The following is a 22,082-nucleotide window of genomic DNA, read 5'->3' on the forward strand; positions in this document are numbered from 1 at the left end:
ATGGAGGATGGCGCAAACAGGCGCGGCCAACGGCCAGACTAGCGGCCAGAAAAACCAGGCGCCACGAATGGCTTTACACAAATGGCTTTATTGCGGCGTACTGACTTGCTGGCTTCACTGCTTGCTGGCTTGCTGGCGGCTGGCGGCTGGCTTGCTTACAGGCTAGCAGGCTTGCTTATCGACCGGCTTGCACGCTCACTGCCGCAGCAACGCCTTGAACGTCTGCGGCATCCAGGGGCGCGCCGCCAGCATGAAGCTGATGGCCAGGCGCTCATCGCCGGGCAGGCGCGCGTCTTCCTGGTGTTGCTGCGAGAATTCTACCGCCACTTGCTTCAGGCGTTCCAGCAAGGCCGCCGTGGATTTTTTCGACAGCATCACGTTCACCAGGCGCAGCAATTCCGTCTCGCCATCGAACTGGGAATTCAAATAGTCACCATAGGCTTCCTTTTTGAAATACGTGTGGATGGGACCGTTCGGTATCCACGCAAACGTGCGCGCCACCAGCAGTTTGACCCGGTTATTCGGCAGCAGTTCCAGAAAACCGATCTTGTCGAGGCGCAGCAGGTATTTCACGGCTTGCGCCTCGCTGATGTCATAGATGGCGACGATCTGTTCCAGCGGCAGCAGGTTCAGGGCAGAGACAGCCACCACGAACAGCCGGGTGTCCTCGATGATTTCCTTTTCCTGCGCATATGTCAGTCCAGTGATCAGGGTGGGCGTGGCCTGGGCAGACTGCACGGCCAGCGCCAGCTGCTGGAAATCGCTGCCGATGGCCACCAGGATCTGGTCCAGGCGCTGCAGGGTAAATTGCTTCTGCGAAAACATCCGCTTGACGCTGGCTTCGGATACGCCGATGCGCAGTGCCAGCTCGGCATACGTGACGGCACGCGCTTTCAACAGGCGTTTCAAGGCTTCGATCAAGGCGTGGGTTTGCGGCATGCATTTCCTTTATAAAAATGGCATCGGTTCTGGCGGCAAAAAAGTAGCGCAATACGCTACCTGCGGTATGCCTGCCCGCTACGAGTAGCGTTTTCATTGACCAATTGCCCACAGTCTACAATGATGGCGTTGCCACTTGGCACACTTGAAGGAGAAACACATGAAACGCCTGCTGCCCCTCTGCCTGTCCCTGTCGCTGTTGACGCTCTCCGTGGCCGCTCCCGGCCTGGTCCACGCCGCCGCCTCGGAGAACCTGTCGAAAGGCTCGCAAAACCTCAGCCAGGGTTCCGCCATCGTCGTCGCCGGCTCCATGTCGATGCTGGTCGCCTCCGGCCAGGTGGTGGTCGCCAGCGTGGAAACGGTGGGCGAAGGCATCGTCATCGTGCTGAAAGGCGCGTCCGAAGCGGGCGGCGCTTCCATCCAGATGAGCACGCAAGCGGCCAAGGGCCTGTCGCTGGCGGCCGGCACCGTGGTCAACGTGGTGGCGCTGTCCACCGGCCACATGCTGGTTCTTTCCGGCAAGGCCATCGCCTTCATCCCGAACGAACTGGGCAAGGCGCTGCTGCACCACTCCAAAGTGTAACCACCAATGAAGAACGGAAATCCCATGAAACATCTGCTCGCCACCGCCCTGCTGTGCGCCGCCACCATGGCGCCGCTGGCCCAGGCCGCCAATTCCGACACCACCAACGCGTCCGACAACGCCAGCATGGCGTCGGCCATCGTGCTCGTCGGCTCCATGTCGGTGCTGGCCGCCGCCGGTGAAATCGTCATCGACAAGGTGGAAGACGTGGCCGACGGCAGCGTCCTCGTACTGAAGAGCGCAGCCAGGGGCGCCTCGCAGGCGGCCACGGCCTCCGTCAAGCTGAGCCAGAAAGCCACGCAAGGCCTGTCGCTGGCGGCCGGCACGGCCATCCAGGTGGTTGCCGTCTCGACGGGCCACATGCTGGTACTGTCAGGCAAGGCCATCGCCTATGTGCCGGATGCGGCCGGCAATGCCATCCTCCACCATTCGAAAGCGTGAACCCATGAAACGCCTGACTGTCATGATTATCAGCCTGGCCCTGGCCGGCGCCGCCCATGCGGGACGCTCGTGCGAGGAAAAGCCAACGGATGCGACCACCCTCGTCAAATCGATGGATCTGGCGCAAAAGACCCTGCAGGCGCTCGATGGTTCGGGCGCGCAAGTGGCGCTGGTGGCGCGCGCCGGGCAAGACCTGTCGAAGTACAATTTGCGCTATTCGCACATGGCGCTGGCCTGGCGCGACCACCCGAAGGGCCGCTGGCTGGTGGTGCATGAACTCAATGAATGCGGCACGGCGCAATCGTCACTGTACAACGAAGGCTTGGGTAATTTCTTCATGGATGACGTGTTCATGTATGAAAGCCTGATCCTGATTCCCGGCCAGGATACGCAGCAGCAGCTGGTGCGACTGTTGACGTCGAACACGCCCAAGCGCCTGCATGAGGCGCACTACAATATGCTGGCCTACCCGTTTTCCACCAAGTACCAGAACTCGAACCAATGGGTGCTGGAAACCCTGGCCGCTGCCAGCAACGAGCCGGGCAAGATCGAAACGCGCGCCGAAGCGCAAGGCTGGCTGCGCAGCGCCAGCTACGCGCCGCAAACGCTCAGCATACCGGCCGCCACGCGCCTGGGCGCGCGCATGTTCCGCGCCAATATCGCCTTCGACGATCACCCGTTCGAGCGCCGCATGACGCGCCAGATCGACGTCGTCACGGTGGACTCCATCGTGCGCTTCATGCGCCAGCGCGAACCGCAGGTGCAGGAAATCGTCGTACGGGGAAATTAAGGGCGCGGCAGCAGGCGAAACAGCGGTCCGATCAGCAATACCAGCACTACCATGCGCGCCACGTGGAAAGCCGTGACGATGGGGACGCCCAGATGCAGGGCCTTGGCCGTCAGCGACATTTCCGCGATGCCGCCGGGCGAGGTGGCCAGGACGGCCGTGCCGGGATGGATGCCCAGCCAGTGCGACAGGCCCAGTCCGAAGGCGGCCGCCAGCAGCAACATCAGGACGCTGCACAGAGCCACGCCGGCCAGGTAGCGGGGAGCAGCATGCAGGAAGGCGGGAGTGAAGCGCGTGCCCAGGGCGATGCCGATGAACAGCTGGCCCGCGCGTATCATCCATTCGGGCAGGCGCGACAGATGGATGCCGCAGGCCGTCAGCAGCAGCGCGGCCAGCAGCGGGCCGATGACCCACGCGTTGGGCAGCCGGCCCCGTTTTAATGCGAGGGCCGCCAGCACCGTGATGCCGACCAGCAGCGCCAGCCCGCCATAGTCGACCAGCGCGGCGCCCGGCACGAAAGTCTCATGCCCTTCTGCCAGGCCATGGCTGCCCCAGTAGCGCACGCCGAACGGAATCGTCGCCACCACCAGCATCATGCGCAGGCTGTGCGCGGCGGCCACCTTGCCCACGTCGGCGCCATGGCGCTCGCTCTGCACCGCCATCTCGGATGCGCCACCCACGGCCATGGCAAAGAAGGCGGTGGCATGGTCGACGCCGGAGAGGCGACGCAGCAGCATGGCGCCGGACGCGCCCAGTGCCAGCGCGAACAGCACGGCGCCGGCGATCCATGGCGTATAGACGGTGAGCACGGCCAGCACGGGCGTCGTGAAATACAGACCCAAGGCCGTGCCGATGGCCCACTGTCCCGCTTCCCGCACGCGCACGGGGCAAGCCAGTTCGCGCCCCGCCAGGCGCAGCGCGGCCGTGGCAAACAGGGGGCCGATCATCCACGGCAGCGGCGTGTGCAGCCACAGGCAGATGGCGGCACCCGCCAGCCCGGCGGCCAGCGCCGCGCCGACTGCGCGCCAGCGCGGCCACCACGGCACCGTTAAAACACCCAGAGCTTATCGGCCGGCATGTGCAGCCAGTACTTGCCTGCCTCGAGCTTGTGGCGCGAATACGCGCGCAAGCTGATGTTCTCGGCGCCGCCGCGTTCGAACAGGCATTCCCAGCGGTCGCCCAGGTACATGCACGTCAGCAGCGGCAGCTCGATGGCGTTGTCGACCTGCGTGGCGCTGATCTTCACTTCCTCGACGCGGATCATGGTCGTCACTTCCGTGCCCGCGTTGGCGCCGCGCGCCACGCCCTGCATGGAGGCGCCATCGACCAGCAGGCGCACCTGCTTGCCGTCGCGCTGCACCACCTTGCCGGGCAGACGATTGTTACTGCCCATGAATTCGGCCGTGAACAGGGTGTCCGGCGTTTCATACATGCTTTGCGGCGTGCCCTGCTGCTCGATCTTGCCGTTATTGAGCAGCAAGATACGGTCGGAAATGGCCATCGCCTCGCCCTGGTCATGCGTCACCATCAGGGCCGACAGGCCCAGGCGCACGATCAGTTCGCGCAGGAAGGCGCGCGCCTCCTCGCGCAGCTTGGCGTCCAGGTTCGACAGCGGTTCGTCGAGCAGGATCACGGGCGGGTTGTACACCAGCGCGCGGGCGATCGCCACGCGCTGCTGCTGGCCGCCGGACAGCTGGTGCGGATAGCGCTCGCCCAGGTGTCCGAGTCCCAGCTGCGTCAGCACTTCCTTGATGCGCGCGGCGATTTCCGTGCTGCCCATCTTGCGCAATTTGAGGCCGTAGGCGACGTTGTCGAACACGGTCTTGTGCGGCCACAGCGCGTACGACTGGAACACCAGTCCCAGGTTGCGATGCTCGGCCGGCATCTCGAAATGCTTCGCACCGTCGAAGACATTGCGCTCGCCGATCTGGATGGTGCCCGCCTTCGGGCTTTCCAGCCCGGCGACGGCGCGCAGCAAGGTGGTCTTGCCGCTGCCCGAAGGCCCCAGCAGGGCGACCACTTCGCCTTTTTGCAGGTGCATCGAGACACCTTTCAGGATCTGGTTGGCGGCAGCGCCGGTGCCGTAGTCCAGGTACAGCTCATTGACGGTCAATTCATTCATGATGTGGTCTCAGTCTATTCTTAGTTATGCAGCTCAGTTATGTAACTTCACGCCAAAGCGCAGCGCGATGCCCAGGCCGATGGCCACCAGGGTGATATTGATGAAGGACAGCGCCGCCACCAGGTCGGTCGAACCGCCCGCCCACAGCGACACCAGCATGGCGCCGATCACTTCCGTGCCCGGCGAGAGCAGGTACACGCCCGTCGAATATTCGCGCTCGAAAATCAGGAACACCATCAGCCAGGCGCCCAGCAAGCCGTATTTGATCAGCGGCAGGGTCACATCGCGCGTCACCTGGCCGCGGTTGGCGCCGACGGCGCGCGCCGCCTCTTCCAGCTCAGGCCCCACCTGCAGCAGCGCCGTCGAAATGAGGCGCATGCCGTAGGCCATCCACACCACCGAATACGCGAGCCACAGGGCGAAGATCGTCGAGCGCACTTCGCGCAGCACGGGAATCACATGGCCGCTGAGCCACAGGGCCACGCCGTTGTCCATGCCTTTCAATATGCCGTCGAGCCAGGCCGGCACGAACAGGAACACCCACAGGAACGACAGGCCGGCCAAGAGGCCCGGCACGGCGCGCGGCACCAGCACGCTGTAATCGAGCAGGCGCGTGATGCCGTCCTGCTTGCGGTGCATGGCCAGCGCAATGAAGCTGTAGCAGCCCACGGCCAGCGCGCCGCCGACGACGCCGATCAGGATGGTGTTGACGATGCCGCGCACCAGCGAAGGCTGGTCGAAAATGTCGCGGAAATGCTGCAACGTCAGCACGTCGGCCAGGTGCACGCCCTCGCCCCAGTATTGCACAAAGGAGCGCAGCACGATGCCCGTCAACGGCAGGATGATGGTGAAGATCAGCCAGCCGGCCAGCAAGGCAAACGCCAGCCACTTCCAGCGGCCCAGCGGCATGGCCTTGCTGCGCGCGCCCTTGCCCTTGATCGACACGTATTTGTTGGCGGATTTGAGCAGCCAGCGCTGTATCATCACCAGCGGCATGGTCACCATCACCAGGCAGACGGCGACGGCAGCCATCAGGTGGTACGACGGCGTGCCGAGCTTGTTCGTCAGCTTGTACAGATAGGTTGGCAGCACCAGATGGCCTTCCGGATCACCGAGCACCAGCACCAGGCCGAATACTTCGAAGCCGAGGAAGAACACCAGCACGCCCGCATACGCCAGCGCCGGCATGATCATCGGCAGCGACACATTGAGCATCACCTGGATCGGCGAAGCGCCGGCCACGCGGGCCGCTTCTTCCACGTCCGAGCCCAGGCTTTTCAGGGCCGACGAGGCATACAGGTAGACGTGCGGCACGTGCGTCAGACCGGCGATGATGACAATGCTGGTGAAGGAATAGATATTCCAGGGCACGAAGCCCAGCAACTCCTTGGCCCAGATCGAATAGAAGCCCACGGGTCCCATCGAGACGACGTAGCCAAAGCCCATCACCATCGGCGAGACAAAGATCGGCACCAGCAGCATGGGCGCCACCCAGCCGCGGCCGGGCAAATCCGTGCGCACCATCAGGAAGGCGAGCATGCCGCCCAGCGGCACGGCGATGACGGTCAGGCCGAAGGCCAGCATCAGGCCATTCTTGAAGGCCATGGCGAAATCAGGATCATCGAAGATGAAACGGTAGGAATCAAAGCCGAATTCGCGCACCGGCATGAAGAAGGGCGCGTTCAAAAAGCTCTGGTAAAAAATCAGGAACAGCGGCAGGAAAATGGCGACCAGGGTAATCGCCACGACCACGCCGCGCGGCCAGTTCAGGCGCGACAAGGGAGAGCGCGACCGTGCAGGCAGCGGCAAGATAGCAGTTTGCATGATGAATCCAATGAATGAAGGGTGCGGCATCCGTCCGCGGGCACGCGCCTGCGGACGGCCAGGACGGCGTTATTTCTTGCCGGCTGTTTCTTTCCATTGCTTCAAGAAGGCCATGCGCTTGGCTGGCCCCAGGAATTGCAGGATGATCGGATGCACGGGAATCGGCTTGACGTTGGCCGTGCCGATTTCCTTGATCAGCTCCGCCGAGGTGGTCTCGCCCGTGACGTCGGCGCGGATGGCGAACAGCTTGGCGCCGTTGGCGATGATGGTCTGGCCGCGGTGCGACAGGATGTAATCGAGCCACAGCTTGCTGGCGTTGACGTTCTTCGCGTTCTTGTTGATGAACTGCACGCGCGACAGGATCAGGGTGTAATCCTTGGGCAGAACCACGCCGATCGACGGGTCGGTCTTGGCGCGCACCAGCGCGTAAGAGCCCAGCACGTTGTAGCCGATCAGGTTTTCACCGGACGAGATACGCTCCATCATGGTGCCCGTCGACGACTGCACGCGCACCTTGGCCGTGCCGAACGCGTTTTGCAGCGCCAGGAATTGCGGATATTCCTTGGCATCCTGCGCCATGAACATGAAGCCGACGCCCGATTTTTCGATGTCGTAGGTGGTGACCTTGTCCTTGAACTTCGGCGTGGCGATCAGCTTGACGAAGTCATCGTGGTTCTTCGGCACTTCCTTCGGGTCGAGCAAACGCTTGTTATAGACGATGGCGGCCGGCTCGAACGTAGTGCCGTATGCCTGGTCGTCCCACATGGCCCAGCCGGGGATCTTGGCCGCTTCGACCGACTTGTATTTCAGGGCGTAGCCATCGGAAGCCAGGCGCATCTGCAAGTCCATTGCCGAGGACCACATCACGTCGGCCGTGTTGCCGCCGGCGGCCACTTCGGAAATGAAGCGGTTATACACTTCGGTGGAATTCATGTCGTTGTATTCGACCGAGATGCCTGGATACAGGGCGCTGAAGTCCTTGATCAGCGGCGCGGCGGCCTTGCTGTCGGTGGCGCTGTAGATCACCACCTTGCCTTCCTTCTTGGCCGCGTCGATGATCTTCTGGTAGTCGGCCGGATAACCTGCCGGTACCTGGGCGAAAGCGGCGCCGGCCAAGCTGGCAAACGCGGTGGCAAGGGCGGCTTGAAGCAGGGTCTTGGTTTGCATGGGGTTGTCTCCGTCTATGAATAGGTTTTTTATTTAATATGAGGTCGATCAGCGCATCAGGCCAAGCTCATTTGCCTGCCTGGCATACTCGTCGACCGCCTTCCTGACATACGCCGTCAGCTTCGGCCCCGTCAGGGCGAATGGATACAGGCCGGCCTGCGCGCGCCATTCCGCGAACTGCGGCGTGGCCATGACGCGGTCAAAGGTGGCCACCCAGCGCTGGTAGTCCGCCTCTGGCACCTGGGGCCCCATCCACACGCCGCGGATAATCGGCCAGACCACGTCGACGCCTTGCTCGCGCGCCGTCGGCACGCCTGCCAGCACGCCGGGCAGGCGCTTCTCCGACAGCACGGCCAGCACGCGCGCGTGGTTGGCGCTGGCGTTCAGGGTGGCTTCGGACGTGTCGCCCGAAACCACCTGCACATAATCGGCCTGCATCGCCGTAAACACTTCGCCGCCGCCTTCGAGCGCGACAAAACGCAGTACTTTCGGATCGATGCCGGCGTGGCGCGCCACCAGCGCCATCTTCAACCAGTCCTGGCTGCCGATGGTGCCGGAGACGCCGATCAGCACCTTGTCCGGATGCTGCCGCAATGCCGCGATCAGGTCGCCCAGCGTCTTGTAGGGCGAATCGCTGCGCACGGCGATCATGCCGTAGTCGGCGCCAAGCGCCGCCACCCAGCGCACGTCGCCCGCCTTGGCATTACCGAACTTGCCCTGCGCCAGATTGAGCAGCGAACCGCCCGAAAAGGCCACCAGGGTGTTCGGCTCCGCGCGGCGGCGCTGCGACCCCATCGAGTGCCAGGCCACGGCGCCGATGCCGCCGGGCAGATAACTGATGCGCATCGGCGCCATGGCGGCTGCCGCGCCCTCCTGCGCCAGGCCTTTTTTCGCCAGCTTGCAGGTCAGGTCCATGGCGCCGCCCGGCTTGGACGGCACCACGCACTCGGCCGGCGCCGACGCCTGCGCCCCCGCGAGGGCGGGCAGCAGGCACAGCAAGGACAGGAACAGGGAGCGCAGCATCGTCATGCCTTAGAAGCGGTGCTGGATGCCGGCGATCAGGCCGCGCTGCGTGTCGCCGAAACCGGCATCGTCACGCGACAGGCTGACCAGCTGGTTGTGCTTGGCCTTGGCGTAGGCGCCGGCCACGTACAGGTCGGTGCGCTTGGACAGGGCATAGCGCACGCGCGCCACGTACATGATCGGATCGGCATTGAGGTTGGCGGCCACGTTTTTCACGTCCTGGTAGTAGATCACGCCCGTCAGGGTGATCACCGGCGTGGTCTTGTAGCTGACGCCGCCCCAGTACAGGGTGCCGCGTACGTCGGCCTTGCCGGAGGCAGCCGGATCGAGCTTGTAGTCGCGCGCCGCCGCCTGCACTTTCCACGGGCCGTCGTCATACATGGCGCCCAGGTGGTACACGGTGGTCTTGTCGCGCGCGCCGCCGGCGATGGCATTGCCGTTCACCTGCTCATACGTGGCCAGCAGGCTGACAGGACCGGTCTTGTAGGTGACGGCCGTGGACAGCTTGGCGCTGTCCGAGCTGCCCGTCGACTGCTCGCCGAAGCCGTACGATGCGCCGTAGCTGAAGTCGCCCGTCTTGCCCGAGTATTTGACCATGTTGTCGAAGGCCGTCGTCATGCCGTATTTGCTCGGGCCCGTCGCATTGGCTGAGGTGGCCCACGAATAGAACGGCGCATAGGCCATCGGATCGAACGGCAGCACGAAGTCATACACGGTGGTGAACGAACGGCCCAGCACGACGCGGCCAAACGCGCCTTCCAGGCCCACATTGGCCTGGCGCTTGAACAGCGCGCCGTCGGCCGCGCCCGTGTCGACCAGGATGCCGCCTTCCAGGTTGAAGACAGCTTTCAGGCCGCCGCCCAGGTCTTCGCTGCCCAGGATGCCCCAGCGCGAGGTGTTCATGCCGCCCGAGCTCACTTGCGTCATCGAGCTTTTGTTCGGACCGGCGTTGCTGGTGGTGCTGACGCCGGCGTCCAGGCGGCCGTACAGCGTGACGTTCGATTGTGCCTGGGCGCTGCCAGCGGCGGCCAGGACAGCCAGAGCGGCCAGCGAATATGCGGTCTTCTTCATGTAGAGTATCTCCCTTAGATATAGTTATTAGTGATATGCCTGATCAATTTCATGAATCAGGATCACACTATATGAGCGCGATCCTTTCAATTCGCTTTCAGACTGACAGGTGTCGCCAGCCAGCCACAAAGGGGACAAACATATTCATTGCCGCCCCTGTCGGCGCGGCGCCGGCAGGCTTACACTGCATCCATTTCAACGAATGGCGGAGACCATGCGCATATTATTAGTGGAAGACCATCTGGAGCTGTCGCACTGGCTGGCAAAGGCCCTGCGCGACGCGCACCTGACGGTGGAGACCGCCCACAACGGCGCCGATGCCGACGCCCTGCTGCACACGCAGGAATACTCGCTGGTGCTGCTCGACCTGACCCTGCCGAAGATGGATGGCCTGGACGTGCTGCGCCGCCTGCGCGCGCGCGGCGGCACGCGCGGCAAGACTCCCGTCATGATACTCACCGCGCGCGGCGGCCTGGATGAAAAAGTGCAGGGCCTGAACCTGGGCGCCGACGACTACATGGCCAAGCCGTTCGAGCTGGCCGAACTGGAAGCGCGCGTGAAAGCCCTGCTGCGCCGCAGCCAGGGCAACGAGGCCCTCGTGCATGCGTGCGGCGCCCTCAGTTTCGACACCGTCACGCGCATGTTCAGCTATGCCGGCGCCCCGTTTCCCCTGACGCCGCGCGAACACGCCGTGCTCGAAGCGCTGATCACGCGCTCGGGGCGCGCCGTGTCGAAGGAAAAACTGTTCGACGAAGTCTTTGCGCTGGCCGACGACGCCAACCTGGACGCCATCGAACTGTATATCCACCGCGTGCGCAAGAAGCTGGAAAGCGGCGTGGAAAGCGGCTCGCCCGACGGCGCCGTCATCACCACCCTGCGCGGCATCGGCTACCTGCTGCAGCCGCGCAGCGCCATGGCGCCGGCCGCGCCGAAATGACGGTGCGCGCCCCACGCCCGCCCCTGCTCGAACGCCTGCGCCGGCGCTGGGCGCAGGGCCGGCCGCTGGGCAGCCTGCGCAGCCAGCTGCTGCGCTGGCTGCTCATCCCCCTGGTGATGCTGGTGCTGCTCGACGCCGTCTTTGTCTACCGCAACGCGCTCGACGCGGCCGACATGGCCTACGACCGTTCCTTGCTGGCGTCGACGCGGGCGCTGGCCGAGCGCGTCTCCATCGTGGGCGGCAAGGTGGTGGCCGAAGTACCCTACGTGGCGCTCGACAGCTTCGAAACCGACACCCTGGGCCGCATCTACTACAAGGTGACGGGCATCAATGGCGAACTGGTGTCAGGCTATGGCGACTTGCCGCCCGTGCCGAAAAACGTGCCGCGCTCGCAGAATTATCCTGCCCTGGTGCGCTTCTACCACGCCGACTACCACGGCAAGCCGATCCGCATCGCCGCCCTGCTGCAACCCGTGTACGACGACTCGATGCGCGGCATCGCCCTGATCCAGGTGGCCGAGACGCTGGACGCGCGGCGCGGCCTGTCGAACCAGATCCTGTTCGACACCCTGAGCTGGCAGGCGGCGATGATACTGGTGATGGGCGCCCTCGTGTGGTTTGCCGTGCGCCTGGTGCTGCGCCCGCTGATGCGCTTGAAAACGGAGGTCGAGACGCGCACCCTGTCCGACCTGTCCGACGTCGACCCCACGCTGGTACACAAGGAAATGCGCCCTCTGGTGAGCGCCATGAACGGCTCCATGTCGCGCCTGCAGCAGCTGATCGCCAGCCAGCGCCGCTTCATCGCCGACGCCTCGCACCAGTTGCGCACGCCGCTGACGGTGCTGAAAACCCAGGCCGAACTGGCCATGCGCGAGTGCGACCGCCAGGCGGGCGCGCCGCCGGACATCGCCGCCTTGCGCGACATCGTGCGCTCGATCGCCGCCACCACCGATTCGACCGTGCTGCTGGCCAACCGCCTCCTGACCCTGGCGCGCATCGAGCATGGCGGCGACAGCCTGGCGATGGACACCGTCCCCTTGCGCAACGTGGCGCAGCAGGTGGGACTGGAAATGGCCATGGCCGCCGTCGGCAGGCAAATCGACCTGTCGCTGGAAGCGCCCGACGAAGCGCCCGTGCATGGCCAGGCCCTGCTGCTGCATGAACTGGTGGCCAACCTGGTCGACAACGCCCTGCGCTACACGCCGCAGGGCGGCAGCGTGATCCTGCGCGTGCGCGCGGCGCAAACGGAGAACGGCCAGGAACACGGCGCCGTGCTGGAGGTGGAAGACAGCGGCAAGGGCATCCCGCCGGCCGAGCGCGAACGCGTATTCACGCCGTTCTACCGCGTCGGTACGGCGCTCGAGAGCAATCCAGGCGGCGCGGGGCTAGGTTTAGCCATCGTACGCGACATCGCCGCCCTGCACGGCGCGCGGCTGGAACTGGCGACGGCGGAAAATGGCCACGGATTGAAAGTCAGCGTGCATTTCGGCGTGGCCGCATGATGGCCTGCATAGATAGTCATTCGACACGAATCGTTGCCCAAAAACAACACGTAGTTTATTTCTAATATTTTTTAAATAATTGCCTTACATAAACATATTCATCCCTATACAATTCGGCTCCCATTAAGCGGCGAGACAGTCTCTCCGCATTAATTACCTAGGATCAATATGAAAAAGCAATTGTTTGCAGCAGTCGTAGGCGCCGCCCTGGCATTCCCTTTGTTCGCTCAAGCCGAAGGCGCCTACATCGGCGCCAACGTCGGCCGTTCGGAAATGAAGCTGTCCATCGATGAAGCAGGTTCGACCAAGAAAAGCAATACCGGCTACAAAGCTTACGCAGGCTACGACTTCACGCAAAACTTCGGCGCGGAAGCCGGCTACGTCGACTTCGGCAAACTGACGACAACCTTCGACGGTGATAAACTCGACGTGAAAAGCCATGCATTCTACGTTGCCGCCACCGGCACCCTGCCGCTGAACGAACAGTTCTCGCTGTTCGCCAAGGCTGGCGTGTCGCAAAACCGCACCAAAGTCAGCGTCGTTGGTGAAAACGTTAACGACTCGACCAACAAGACCTCCGCCATCTTTGGCATCGGTGCCGCTTACCACTTTGATAAAAAACTGTCGCTGGTTGCGGAATACGAAAACTTCGGCAAGGTAGCAAACGGCGATGACGCCAAGCTGAAAGCCGACCTGCTGTCGATCGGCCTGCGCTACAAGTTCTGATTCACGCTTGCGTGAATGAATGTCCAGCCGATTTCATGGCGGATAAGAAAAACCGGCTGCACAGCCGGTTTTTTTATGGGCGCATGGCGCACCACGGGCGCCGATGTTAAGATCTCGCCCTGAAATTGACTGAAAGATTCCGCCATGATGACCAAAGAAGACGTAAGCGAACTGTTCGCCAACATCGCCGAGAACGCGCCCTGGGACCTGTCCCAGCCGCTGCTGTGGGGCTATTACTTCACCAACCCGACTTCCGAACCGCTGGAGCAGGCCGCCACCGTGCTGGCGCTGCAGGGCTACCGCCCAGTGGAACTGTACCAGCCGGAACTCGACGATCCGGCGGCACCGCCCGTGTGGGTGCTGCACGTGGAAAAGGCCGAAGTGCATGGCGTCGACAGCCTGCACGCGCGCAATGGCGAACTGATGGCGTTTGCCCAGGAAAACCAGCTGGCCAGCTATGACGGCATGGACGTGGGCCCCGTCGGCGCGCCCGACGTGCCGCAGCATTAAAACAGTCATCGGATGAAAAAACGGCGCCCGCGGGCGCCGTTTTGCATGGATCGCTTGAAAACGCTCAGCTGAGGTTTTCCAGGCGAATCTTGGTAACCGTGCCCACCACGCTATTTAACGCTTCCATCTTCTCGATGGCGGCCGTGACATTCTTTTCCTGCGTCTGGTGCGTCAGCATGATGATGTCCGTATGCGTTTCGCCTTCGGCCGGCTCTTTTTGCAACATGGCGTCGATCGAGATGCTACGTTCGGCCAGGATGCGCGTCAGGTCGGCCAGCACGCCCGGCTGGTCGGCCACGTGCATGCGCAGGTAGTAGCTGGTGGTGATTTCCGACATCGGCAAAATCGCGATATCGGTCATCGCGTTCGGCTGGAACGCCAGGTGCGGCACGCGGTGTTCCGGGTCGGCCGTGGCCAGGCGGGTGATGTCGACCAGGTCGGCGATCACCGACGAGGCGGTCGGCTCGGCGCCCGCGCCGCGGCCCGAGTACAGGCTGGCGCCGACGGCGTCGCCATGCACCAGCACCGCGTTCATGGCGCCTTCCACGTTGGCGATCAGGCGCTTGGCCGGGATCAGGGTCGGATGCACGCGCAGCTCGATGCCTTCCACGCCGTTGACGGTGGCGCGCTTGGTGATGCCCAGCAGCTTGATGCGGTAGCCCAGCTGCTCGGCGTAGCGGATGTCGACGGCATTGAGGTTGCTGATGCCTTCCACGTAGGCCTTGTCGAACTGCACCGGGATGCCGAAGGCGATGGCCGACATGATGGTCGCCTTGTGCGCGGCGTCGACGCCTTCGATGTCGAAGGTGGGGTCGGCTTCCGCGTAGCCCAGTTCCTGCGCCTGTTTCAGCACGGTGGCGAAATCGAGGCCCTTGTCGCGCATCTCGGACAGGATGAAATTGGTGGTGCCGTTGATGATGCCGGCGATCCATTCGATGCGGTTGGCCGTCAAGCCTTCGCGCAGCGCCTTGATGATGGGGATGCCGCCGGCGACGGCCGCTTCGAAGGCCACCATCACGCCCTTGTCCTGGGCGGCGGCGAAGATTTCATTGCCGTGCACGGCCAGCAGGGCCTTGTTGGCCGTGACCACGTGCTTGCCGTTGGCAATCGCCTGCATTACCAGGGTTTTCGACAGGTCGTAGCCGCCGATCAGTTCGACGACGATGTCGATCTCGGGATCGTTGACGATCAGGTAAGGGTCATTGACGACCTTGCAGCCGCCGGCGACGAGCGCTTCGGCACGCGCCACGTCGCGCACGGCGACGGCGACGACTTCAATGCCGCGGCCCGCGCGGCGCTTGATTTCTTCCTGGTTGCGTTTCAGGACGCTGAACGTGCCGTAACCGACATTGCCCAGGCCCAGCAGGCCGATCTTGATGGATTTCATAGTTGTGCTTGACTGCTCATAAGTGGCGCCCCCTTGGGCGGCGCCAGGTTGATCGGTATTGCTACTGTCTGGCTCAGCCCCGGCTATGGCGCTTGCGGTAACCTTCGAGGAAGCGCGCAATGCGACCCATGGCCTCGGTCAGGTCATCGGAGTTGGGCAGGAAGACGACGCGGAAATGGTCGGGCGCGATCCAGTTGAAGCCCGTGCCCTGCACGATCAGGACCTTCGCTTCGGCCAGTAATTCATAGGCAAACTGCTGGTCGTCGGCGATCGGGTAGATCTCCGGGTCCAGGCGCGGGAACATGTACAGCGCGGCCTTCGGCTTGACACAGGTGACGCCCGGAATATCGGTCAGCAGCTTGTGCGCCAGGTCGCGCTGTTTCAACAGGCGCCCGCCGGGCCCCACCAGGTCTTGTATGCTCTGGTAGCCGCCTAACGCCGTCTGGATGGCAAACTGCCCCGGCGCGTTGGCGCATAGCCGCATCGAGGCCAGCATGTTGAGGCCTTCGATGTAATCTTTTGCGTGGCGCTTTTCGCCCGAGACCACCATCCAGCCGGAACGGTAGCCGCAGGAGCGGTAATTCTTCGACAAGCCGTTCATGGTGATGAACAGCACGTCGTCGGCCAGCGAGGCGATCGACACGTGCTCGGCTTCGTCGTACAGCACCTTGTCGTAGATCTCGTCGGCGAAAATGATCAATTGGTGCTGGCGCGCCAGTTCGACGATCTGCAGCAGCACTTCCACCGGATACAGCGCGCCCGTGGGATTGTTCGGGTTGATGACGACGATAGCCTTGGTGTGCGGCGTGATCTTGAGGCGCATGTCCTCGATGTCGGGATACCACTCGTTCTGCTCGTCGCACACATAATGCACGGGATTGCCGCCCGACAGGCTGACGGCGGCCGTCCACAGCGGGTAATCGGGCGCCGGCACCAGCACTTCGTCGCCGCTGTTGAGCAGGGCGTTCATCGACATGACGATCAGTTCGGAAGCGCCATTGCCCAAATAAATGTCATCGATGGTGACGCCGGCGATGTTCTTGCCCTGCGTATAGTGCATGACGGCCTTGCGCGGCGCGAACATGCCCTTCGAATCCGTATAGCCGGCGGCATTCTGCAGGTTGAGCATCATGTCGCGCACGATCTCGTCCGGCGGATCGAAGCCGAATACGGCCAGGTTGCCGATATTGAGCTTGGTGATCTTGTGGCCTTCTTCTTCCATTTGCCTGGATTTTTCCAGGACCGGGCCGCGGATGTCGTAGCAGACATCCGCCAATTTATTCGATTTCTGAATCGGTCGCAAAATAAATCCCTGTCGTGATGCGGCGCGGTAAGCAGAACTTGCAGCATGATAGCCGCGCCAGAACTATGAACCCGTGAAACTGCGATGCGAAAGACTGCAAGGCGAAAACAACCATTCTCGCCGAAAACAGGCCATTTTATCAAATTAAACATGGCCAACCCCAGCATTTGACGCCGATTCTGCCACGCCGGCGCCGCCGGACGGCAATCCGGCACGCGCCATCTTCATCTTCCCTTAATCTGGCAGCATTACCATGGCGCAAGCAGGCAGTCCCACTGTGGCGCCGAAGATTGCAATTTGGAAAGGATATTGCTTTTCAGTCGCTCTTTTCTGTCATTTATGGCATGCTTACGCCCTTGGCCGCGGCACGCAGTTTGGCCGCGCGCGCACCGATCAACCGACACGACCAGCCCCCCGATATCGCCATGAAACTCCATGCCAGCAGCACCCAACAATACCAGACTGTCACCGGCTATGACGAAAACGGCGTCGAGATCAATGCCCAGCCCTACAACTACAGCCTGATCGTCATGCCGGAAATGCCTCCGCGGGCGTGGGAAGTGGACAGTTTCGAGCAACTGAACGAGGCGCATTTCGCGCAGATCCTGGCCGATGCGCCCGACGTGGTCATCCTCGGCACGGGCGAGCGCCAGCGCTTCGTGCATCCGAAGCTGACGGCCGCGCTGACCATGCGCCGCATCGGCGTCGAATGCATGGATAGCCAGGCTGCCTGCCGCACCTACAATATCCTCATGGGCGAAGGCCGCAAGGTCACGCTGGCACTGATCCTGGCCCCGGCCGCGGGCAAGGCCGCATGAAAATCAATGTCAACGAACTGCACTCGTCGCGGGTGCTGATGTGGTCCCTGCTGGGCATCTTCATCGTCGTCACCCTGTATGCGCTGGGCGTGCGTACCCTGGTACCGCCCGACGAGGGCCGCTACGCCGAGATGGCGCGCGAAATGTTCGTCACGGGCGACTGGATCACCACGCGCCTGAACGGCATCAAGTACTTTGAAAAGCCGCCGCTGCAAACCTGGATGAATGCGCTGACCTTCGCCGCCTTCGGCCTGGGCGAATGGCAGGCGCGCCTGTGGACTGGCCTGTGCGGCATCATCGGCGTGTGCATGACGGCTTACGCGGGCAAGAAAGTGTTCGGCCCGCGCGTGGGCCTGTATGCGGGCCTGGTGCTGGCATCGAGCCTGTTCTGGCTCGCTTCCGGCCAGATCAATTCGCTGGACATGGGCCTGTCGGGCATGATGACCCTCACCCTGGGCAGCCTGCTGATCGCCCAGCGCGACGACGCCACGGAGATCGAGCGGCGCAACTGGATGCTGGCCTGCTGGGCCGCCATGGCGCTGGCCGTGCTGGCCAAGGGCCTGATCGGCATCGTGCTGCCGGGCGCCGTGCTGGTGCTGTATTCGCTGTGTGCGCGCGACTGGCGCATCTGGACGCGGCTGCACCTGGTCAAGGGCTTGCTGCTGTTCTTTGCCATCGCCACGCCGTGGTTCGTGCTGGTCGCCCTGCGCAATCCGGAACAGCCGCATTTCTTCTTCATCCACGAGCATTTCCAGCGCTTCCTGATGAAGGGCCACAAGCGCGAAGGTGCCTGGTATTACTTCCTGGTGCTGCTCATTCCCGGCATCCTGCCATGGATAGGCGTGCTGCCGCAAAGCCTGGCCGCCGCCTTCAAGCGCCAGGAAGGCGCCTTCCAGCCCCGCTTGATGCTGCTCGTCTGGGCCGTCTTCATTTTCTTCTTCTTCAGCTATTCGACTTCGAAGCTGCCTGGCTACATCGTGCCCATCTTCCCGGCGCTGGCCCTGCTGGTGGCGCTGTACCTGGAATCGGCCTCGCGCCGCCAGCGCCTGTTCGCCGCCGGCCTGCTGTGCGTGCTGGGCGCGGCCATCCTGATCGGCGGACCGATCGCCTTCAGCAAGGCCAGCGCACGCGATGCGGAAGCCCTGGTCGCGCTGAAGGGCTACCAGCCATGGCTGATGGCGGCCGGCTTCTTCGCCCTGGCCGGCGGCGCCCTGGCCTTGCTGCATGCGCGCCAGTTGCGCCGTGACATGACGGTGCTGACCATCGCCGGCGCCGGCTTCCTGGCCACGCACTGCATCCTGGCCGGCTCCGAACTGTATGGCCAGAACCGCGCAGGCACCGACATGCTGCCGCAGATCCAGGCCGAACTGACAGCCGATACCAAGCTCTATTCGGTCGGCATCTACGAACAATCGCTGACGTATTACCTGCAGCGGCCCGTGATCCTCGTCGATTACTGGGATGAGTTTACGTTTGGCCTGAAACAGCAGCCCGAACTGTCCATCCCGAACATCGAGCCTTTCATCACGCAATGGACGAACGATGCCAATGCCGGCGTGCACGACATGGCGATTATCAGCCTGTACCGCTACAAGGAATTGCAGGGGCGTGGCGTGCCCATGCGTGTGATTGCCGAAGATGCACGCCGCATGGTCGTTGCCAACAAATAAATATTTAAAGGGGCGCGAGGCTGCACGGATCGCGCCCCCGGCCAGCTTGCCCCGCCCCCGCATCAGCATGATTTTTCACCGCTGAAAGGCTGCGCCGCCATACTGACGATATAAAATAGCCATGCCTGCCGGCGCCTTTTGACGGCACTGGCAGCGTCGGCGATGCCGATACCCTGACACAATACAGATCCAAGAACTGCGCCCCATGACCTCTACCCTGCCCTTTTTGCCCTTTTCCAAACCCACCATCGATGAAGCGACCATCGCCGCCGTCGGCGAAGTGCTGCGCTCGGGCTGGATCACCAGCGGCCCGAAAGTGCAGGCCTTCGAAGCCCAGCTGTCCGAGTATTTTGGCGGGCGCCCCGTGCGCACCTTCAATTCGGGCACGTGCACCATGGAAATCGCGCTGCGCATCGCTGGCATAGGCCCCGGCGACGAAGTCATCACCACGCCCGTGTCGTGGGTAGCGACGGCCAACGTCATCATCGAAGTGGGCGCCACGCCCGTGTTCGCCGACATCGATCCCGTTACGCGGAATATCGACCTCGACAAACTGGAAGCGGTCATCACCCCGCGTACCAAGGCCATCATCCCCGTCTACCTGTCCGGCCTGCCCGTCGATATGGACCGCCTGTACGCGATTGCTGAAAAGTACAACTTAAGGGTCGTGGAAGACGCGGCGCAAGCGTTCGGCTCCACGTGGAAGGGCAAGCGCATCGGCGCGTTTGGCGACTTCGTCTCGTTCAGCTTCCAGGCCAACAAGAACATCACCACGGGCGAAGGCGGCTGCCTCGTCCTCAACAACCTGGAAGAAGCCAAGCTGGCCGAGAAATACCGGCTGCAGGGCGTGACGCGCAGCGGCGTCGACGGCATCGACGTCGATGTACTGGGCGGCAAGTACAACATGAGCGACATCATGGCCGCCATCGGCCTGGGCCAGTTCGCCAATATCGAGGCCATCACGACCCACCGCCGCGCGCTGGCACGCCACTATTTCGCGCAGTTCGGCAGCGATTTCGAAGCGCTGAGCGGCGCCCAGCTGCCCGTGCAGGACTTTGAAAACAGCAACTGGCATTTGTTCCAGATCATCCTGCCCGACAATGGCCCCGGCACGCGCGCCGCCTTCATGCAGCAAATGGCGCAGCAAAACGTGGGAACGGGCTATCATTACGCACCGATCCACCTGTTTACCATGTACCGCGAACGCGGCTTTACCGAGGGCATGTTCCCCGTCTCGGAAAAGATCGGCCGCCTGACCGTGACCTTGCCGATGTTCTACGCCATGACGACACAGGACGTGGAACGCGCCGTCGCCACCGTCAAATCCATTCTCATCAAATGAGCAGCGCGCCGATGAAACCTGAACTGTCCATTATCATTCCGATCTACAACGAGCAAGATGGCCTGGCCAGCCTGTTCGCCCGCCTGTATCCGGCCCTCGACGCCCTCCAGACGAGCTACGAGATCATTTTCATCAACGATGGCAGCCGCGACAATTCGGTACCCATCCTGGCGGAACAGTTCCGTCAGCGCCCGGACGTCACGCGCGTAATCTTGTTCAACGGCAATTATGGCCAGCACATGGCCATCCTGGCCGGCTTCGAGGCATCGCGCGGACAGATCATGATCACGCTCGACGCCGACCTGCAGAATCCGCCCGAGGAAATCGGCAACCTGGTGGCGAAGATGCGCGAAGGCTACGATTACGTGGGCTCGATCCGGCGCAAGCGGCAAGATTCCGCCTGGCGCACACTGGCCTCGAAGATGATGAACCGCCTGCGCGAAAAAATCACGAATATCAAGATCACCGACCAGGGCAACATGCTGCGCGCGTATGGCCGCAATGTGATCGACCTCGTCAACCAGTGCGCCGAAGTCAATACCTTCGTGCCGGCACTGGCCTATACCTTTGCCCGCAAGCCGACGGAAATCATCGTCGAGCACGAGGAACGGGCGGCCGGCGAATCGAAATACTCGCTGTACAGCCTGATCCGCCTCAATTTCGACCTAGTCACGGGCTTTTCGCTGATTCCGCTGCAAATCTTTTCCATGCTGGGCATGGCGTTGTCGCTGGGCTCGGCATTGCTGGTGGTCTTCCTGCTGGTACGCCGCTTCCTGCTGGGCGCGGAAGCCGAAGGCGTGTTCACCCTGTTCGCCATCGCCTTCTTCTTCATGGGCGTGATCCTGTTCGGCATCGGCTTGGTGGGCGAATACGTGGGACGCATCTTCCAGCAAGTGCGCGCCCGTCCCCGCTACGTGGTGCAAACCATCTTGCAGGACGGCATGACACAGGCGGAAGCCGAGGCGCCATCGTACGTGCGCCTGGAAAAGCGCCAGGTGGGCCGCTGATGGACGCCCCGCGCGCCGTCGTCTTCGGCTACCACAATGTGGGCGTGCGCTGCATCAAGGTGCTGCTGGCCGGCGGCGTCGACATCGCCCTCGTCGTCACGCACGAAGACAGCCCCACGGAAAACCTGTGGTTCGAATCCGTCGCCAGCCTGTGCCAGGCGGAAGGTATCCCGTACATCACGCCATCGGACGCCCGCGCGCCCGAGTTGCTGGCGCAGGTGCAGGCGGCAACACCGGACATGCTGTTCAGTTTTTACTACCGCCACATGTTGCCGGCTAGCATCTTGGAAGTCGCGCCCGCCTACAATATGCACGGCTCGCTGCTGCCGGCGTTCCGCGGCCGCGCGCCCGTCAACTGGGCCGTGCTGCATGGCGCCCCGCAAACGGGTGCCACCCTGCATGAAATGACGGTCAAGCCCGATGCCGGCGCCATCGTCGCGCAAACGGCCGTGCCCATCCTGCCCGACGACACGGCCTTCGAAGTCTTCGGCAAGGTCACCGTGGCGGCGGAACAAACCCTGTGGAACGTGCTGCCGGCCTTACTGGACGGCACGGCGCCGCGCCAGCTCAACGATTTGCGCCAGGGCGGCTACTTTGGCGGCCGCAAGCCCGAAGATGGCAGGATCGACTGGAAGTTACCCGCGCAGCAGGTTTACAACCTGCACCGGGCCGTCGCGCCCCCCTATCCCGGTGCCTTCACCGAAGTCAATGATGTCATTTACATTATCGAAAAAGCCCGTTTGAGCAAGCTTTCCGCAGGAAGTTTGCCACCGGGCTTGGCGGTAGTGGATAATTGCATCTTTGGCGTCTGCGGAGACGGCCGCATGCTGGCCATTTCCGCGCTGAGGGCTGCCGGGGAGCCGATTTCGGCTCAGCAATTGCAAGCAAGTCTGACCACCCGCGTCAGCACACACTGATTTAAC

The 22,082-nt window shown here is 62.9% G+C and carries 21 protein-coding genes; 12 read left to right on the forward strand and 9 right to left on the reverse strand.

The window, feature by feature from the left end; all coding sequences use genetic code 11:
- Positions 1-195 precede the first annotated feature (195 nt).
- Positions 196-939 carry a helix-turn-helix domain-containing protein gene (locus O0881_RS09115; protein ID WP_289910991.1) on the reverse strand — a complete coding sequence of 248 codons (744 nt, stop codon included), beginning with the start codon at positions 937-939 and terminating at the stop codon, positions 196-198.
- A gap of 160 nt (positions 940-1,099) precedes the next feature.
- Between O0881_RS09115 and O0881_RS09120 the strand changes: the two genes are divergently transcribed.
- From O0881_RS09120 to O0881_RS09130, 3 genes are read left to right on the forward strand one after another with little or no spacing between them, the layout of a single operon-like run.
- Positions 1,100-1,522, forward strand: a complete 423-nt coding sequence (locus O0881_RS09120) for a hypothetical protein (protein WP_251350458.1) — start codon at positions 1,100-1,102, stop codon at positions 1,520-1,522.
- Between the two features lie 24 nt (positions 1,523-1,546).
- Entirely contained in the window at positions 1,547-1,963 is a 417-nt protein-coding gene (locus O0881_RS09125) for a hypothetical protein (RefSeq protein WP_099667028.1), read from the forward strand.
- Between the two features lie 4 nt (positions 1,964-1,967).
- Complete coding sequence (locus tag O0881_RS09130; protein WP_289910992.1) at positions 1,968-2,753, forward strand: DUF2145 domain-containing protein; 786 nt, start codon at positions 1,968-1,970, stop codon at positions 2,751-2,753.
- Here the strand turns inward: O0881_RS09130 and O0881_RS09135 are convergent.
- The 6 genes from O0881_RS09135 to O0881_RS09160 all read right to left on the reverse strand — a co-directional run bounded on the left by O0881_RS09135 (position 2,750) and on the right by O0881_RS09160 (position 9,957).
- Positions 2,750-3,796, reverse strand: a complete 1,047-nt coding sequence (locus tag O0881_RS09135) for an AbrB family transcriptional regulator (RefSeq protein ID WP_289910993.1) — start codon at positions 3,794-3,796, stop codon at positions 2,750-2,752. The two genes, O0881_RS09130 and O0881_RS09135, sit on opposite strands and share 4 nt — an antisense overlap.
- Before the next feature lie 2 nt (positions 3,797-3,798).
- Positions 3,799-4,872, reverse strand: a complete 1,074-nt coding sequence (locus O0881_RS09140; RefSeq protein WP_289910994.1) for an ABC transporter ATP-binding protein — start codon at positions 4,870-4,872, stop codon at positions 3,799-3,801.
- Positions 4,873-4,905: 33 nt separating this feature from the next.
- The gene (locus O0881_RS09145; protein ID WP_289910995.1) at positions 4,906-6,696 is read right to left on the reverse strand and encodes an iron ABC transporter permease; all 1,791 of its coding nucleotides are present in this window, start codon (positions 6,694-6,696) and stop codon (positions 4,906-4,908) included.
- Positions 6,697-6,765: 69 nt separating this feature from the next.
- Entirely contained in the window at positions 6,766-7,863 is a 1,098-nt protein-coding gene (locus O0881_RS09150) for an ABC transporter substrate-binding protein (RefSeq protein ID WP_099667024.1), read from the reverse strand.
- Positions 7,864-7,911: 48 nt separating this feature from the next.
- Positions 7,912-8,892, reverse strand: coding sequence for a tripartite tricarboxylate transporter substrate-binding protein (locus tag O0881_RS09155; RefSeq protein ID WP_251350455.1), 981 nt, complete (start codon positions 8,890-8,892; stop codon positions 7,912-7,914).
- Positions 8,893-8,895: 3 nt separating this feature from the next.
- Positions 8,896-9,957 carry a porin gene (locus tag O0881_RS09160; protein WP_289910996.1) on the reverse strand — a complete coding sequence of 354 codons (1,062 nt, stop codon included), beginning with the start codon at positions 9,955-9,957 and terminating at the stop codon, positions 8,896-8,898.
- Positions 9,958-10,171: 214 nt separating this feature from the next.
- Here O0881_RS09160 and O0881_RS09165 point away from each other — a divergent pair, with 214 nt between their 5' ends.
- From O0881_RS09165 to O0881_RS09180, 4 genes are all read left to right on the forward strand, one after another.
- Positions 10,172-10,894 carry a response regulator gene (locus tag O0881_RS09165; RefSeq protein WP_251350454.1) on the forward strand — a complete coding sequence of 241 codons (723 nt, stop codon included), beginning with the start codon at positions 10,172-10,174 and terminating at the stop codon, positions 10,892-10,894.
- A gap of 2 nt (positions 10,895-10,896) precedes the next feature.
- The gene (locus O0881_RS09170; RefSeq protein WP_289910998.1) at positions 10,897-12,396 is read left to right on the forward strand and encodes a sensor histidine kinase; all 1,500 of its coding nucleotides are present in this window, start codon (positions 10,897-10,899) and stop codon (positions 12,394-12,396) included.
- 168 nt (positions 12,397-12,564) lie between these two features.
- Complete coding sequence (locus tag O0881_RS09175) at positions 12,565-13,122, forward strand: outer membrane beta-barrel protein (RefSeq protein ID WP_289910999.1); 558 nt, start codon at positions 12,565-12,567, stop codon at positions 13,120-13,122.
- A 144-nt stretch (positions 13,123-13,266) separates the two neighbouring features.
- The gene (locus O0881_RS09180; protein ID WP_077407485.1) at positions 13,267-13,632 is read left to right on the forward strand and encodes a ribonuclease E inhibitor RraB; all 366 of its coding nucleotides are present in this window, start codon (positions 13,267-13,269) and stop codon (positions 13,630-13,632) included.
- Positions 13,633-13,696: 64 nt separating this feature from the next.
- Here the strand turns inward: O0881_RS09180 and O0881_RS09185 are convergent, their stop codons facing one another.
- Complete coding sequence (locus tag O0881_RS09185; RefSeq protein WP_251350452.1) at positions 13,697-15,019, reverse strand: homoserine dehydrogenase; 1,323 nt, start codon at positions 15,017-15,019, stop codon at positions 13,697-13,699.
- Between the two features lie 73 nt (positions 15,020-15,092).
- Positions 15,093-16,322, reverse strand: a complete 1,230-nt coding sequence (locus tag O0881_RS09190; protein ID WP_289911001.1) for a pyridoxal phosphate-dependent aminotransferase — start codon at positions 16,320-16,322, stop codon at positions 15,093-15,095.
- Positions 16,323-16,747: 425 nt separating this feature from the next.
- Between O0881_RS09190 and O0881_RS09195 the strand changes: the two genes are divergently transcribed.
- The 5 genes from O0881_RS09195 to O0881_RS09215 all read left to right on the forward strand — a co-directional run bounded on the left by O0881_RS09195 (position 16,748) and on the right by O0881_RS09215 (position 22,076).
- Positions 16,748-17,140: an Mth938-like domain-containing protein gene (locus O0881_RS09195; protein WP_070260554.1), complete on the forward strand. Its 393-nt coding sequence runs from the start codon at positions 16,748-16,750 to the stop codon at positions 17,138-17,140.
- Positions 17,137-18,810 carry a glycosyltransferase family 39 protein gene (locus O0881_RS09200; protein WP_251350451.1) on the forward strand — a complete coding sequence of 558 codons (1,674 nt, stop codon included), beginning with the start codon at positions 17,137-17,139 and terminating at the stop codon, positions 18,808-18,810. Before O0881_RS09195 ends, O0881_RS09200 begins: the two co-directional genes overlap by 4 nt.
- A 205-nt stretch (positions 18,811-19,015) precedes the next feature.
- Positions 19,016-20,152 carry a DegT/DnrJ/EryC1/StrS aminotransferase family protein gene (locus O0881_RS09205; protein ID WP_289911002.1) on the forward strand — a complete coding sequence of 379 codons (1,137 nt, stop codon included), beginning with the start codon at positions 19,016-19,018 and terminating at the stop codon, positions 20,150-20,152.
- 11 nt (positions 20,153-20,163) lie between these two features.
- Positions 20,164-21,159 (forward strand): glycosyltransferase, encoded by a 996-nt coding sequence (locus tag O0881_RS09210; RefSeq protein WP_251350449.1) that lies wholly within the window; start codon positions 20,164-20,166, stop codon positions 21,157-21,159.
- Positions 21,159-22,076 carry a formyltransferase gene (locus O0881_RS09215; RefSeq protein WP_289911004.1) on the forward strand — a complete coding sequence of 306 codons (918 nt, stop codon included), beginning with the start codon at positions 21,159-21,161 and terminating at the stop codon, positions 22,074-22,076. Before O0881_RS09210 ends, O0881_RS09215 begins: the two co-directional genes overlap by 1 nt.
- Positions 22,077-22,082 lie beyond the last annotated feature (6 nt).

It is taken from the genome of Janthinobacterium sp. SUN100, from assembly GCF_030397705.1.
In the GTDB taxonomy this organism is placed as follows: domain Bacteria; phylum Pseudomonadota; class Gammaproteobacteria; order Burkholderiales; family Burkholderiaceae_D; genus Janthinobacterium; species Janthinobacterium kumbetense.

Excerpts from the sequence above, each read along its gene's own strand:
- O0881_RS09115 (WP_289910991.1), bottom strand. The coding sequence starts at position 939 with ATGCCGCAAACCCACGCCTTGATCGAAGCCTTGAAACGCCTGTTGAAA.
- O0881_RS09120 (WP_251350458.1), top strand. The coding sequence starts at position 1,100 with ATGAAACGCCTGCTGCCCCTCTGCCTGTCCCTGTCGCTGTTGACGCTC.
- O0881_RS09125 (WP_099667028.1), top strand. The coding sequence starts at position 1,547 with ATGAAACATCTGCTCGCCACCGCCCTGCTGTGCGCCGCCACCATGGCG.
- O0881_RS09130 (WP_289910992.1), top strand. The coding sequence starts at position 1,968 with ATGAAACGCCTGACTGTCATGATTATCAGCCTGGCCCTGGCCGGCGCC.
- O0881_RS09140 (WP_289910994.1), bottom strand. The coding sequence starts at position 4,872 with ATGAATGAATTGACCGTCAATGAGCTGTACCTGGACTACGGCACCGGC.
- O0881_RS09145 (WP_289910995.1), bottom strand. The coding sequence starts at position 6,696 with ATGCAAACTGCTATCTTGCCGCTGCCTGCACGGTCGCGCTCTCCCTTG.
- O0881_RS09150 (WP_099667024.1), bottom strand. The coding sequence starts at position 7,863 with ATGCAAACCAAGACCCTGCTTCAAGCCGCCCTTGCCACCGCGTTTGCC.
- O0881_RS09155 (WP_251350455.1), bottom strand. The coding sequence starts at position 8,892 with ATGACGATGCTGCGCTCCCTGTTCCTGTCCTTGCTGTGCCTGCTGCCC.
- O0881_RS09160 (WP_289910996.1), bottom strand. The coding sequence starts at position 9,957 with ATGAAGAAGACCGCATATTCGCTGGCCGCTCTGGCTGTCCTGGCCGCC.
- O0881_RS09165 (WP_251350454.1), top strand. The coding sequence starts at position 10,172 with ATGCGCATATTATTAGTGGAAGACCATCTGGAGCTGTCGCACTGGCTG.
- O0881_RS09175 (WP_289910999.1), top strand. The coding sequence starts at position 12,565 with ATGAAAAAGCAATTGTTTGCAGCAGTCGTAGGCGCCGCCCTGGCATTC.
- O0881_RS09180 (WP_077407485.1), top strand. The coding sequence starts at position 13,267 with ATGATGACCAAAGAAGACGTAAGCGAACTGTTCGCCAACATCGCCGAG.
- O0881_RS09185 (WP_251350452.1), bottom strand. The coding sequence starts at position 15,019 with ATGAAATCCATCAAGATCGGCCTGCTGGGCCTGGGCAATGTCGGTTAC.
- O0881_RS09195 (WP_070260554.1), top strand. The coding sequence starts at position 16,748 with ATGAAACTCCATGCCAGCAGCACCCAACAATACCAGACTGTCACCGGC.
- O0881_RS09200 (WP_251350451.1), top strand. The coding sequence starts at position 17,137 with ATGAAAATCAATGTCAACGAACTGCACTCGTCGCGGGTGCTGATGTGG.
- O0881_RS09205 (WP_289911002.1), top strand. The coding sequence starts at position 19,016 with ATGACCTCTACCCTGCCCTTTTTGCCCTTTTCCAAACCCACCATCGAT.
- O0881_RS09210 (WP_251350449.1), top strand. The coding sequence starts at position 20,164 with ATGAAACCTGAACTGTCCATTATCATTCCGATCTACAACGAGCAAGAT.
- O0881_RS09215 (WP_289911004.1), top strand. The coding sequence starts at position 21,159 with ATGGACGCCCCGCGCGCCGTCGTCTTCGGCTACCACAATGTGGGCGTG.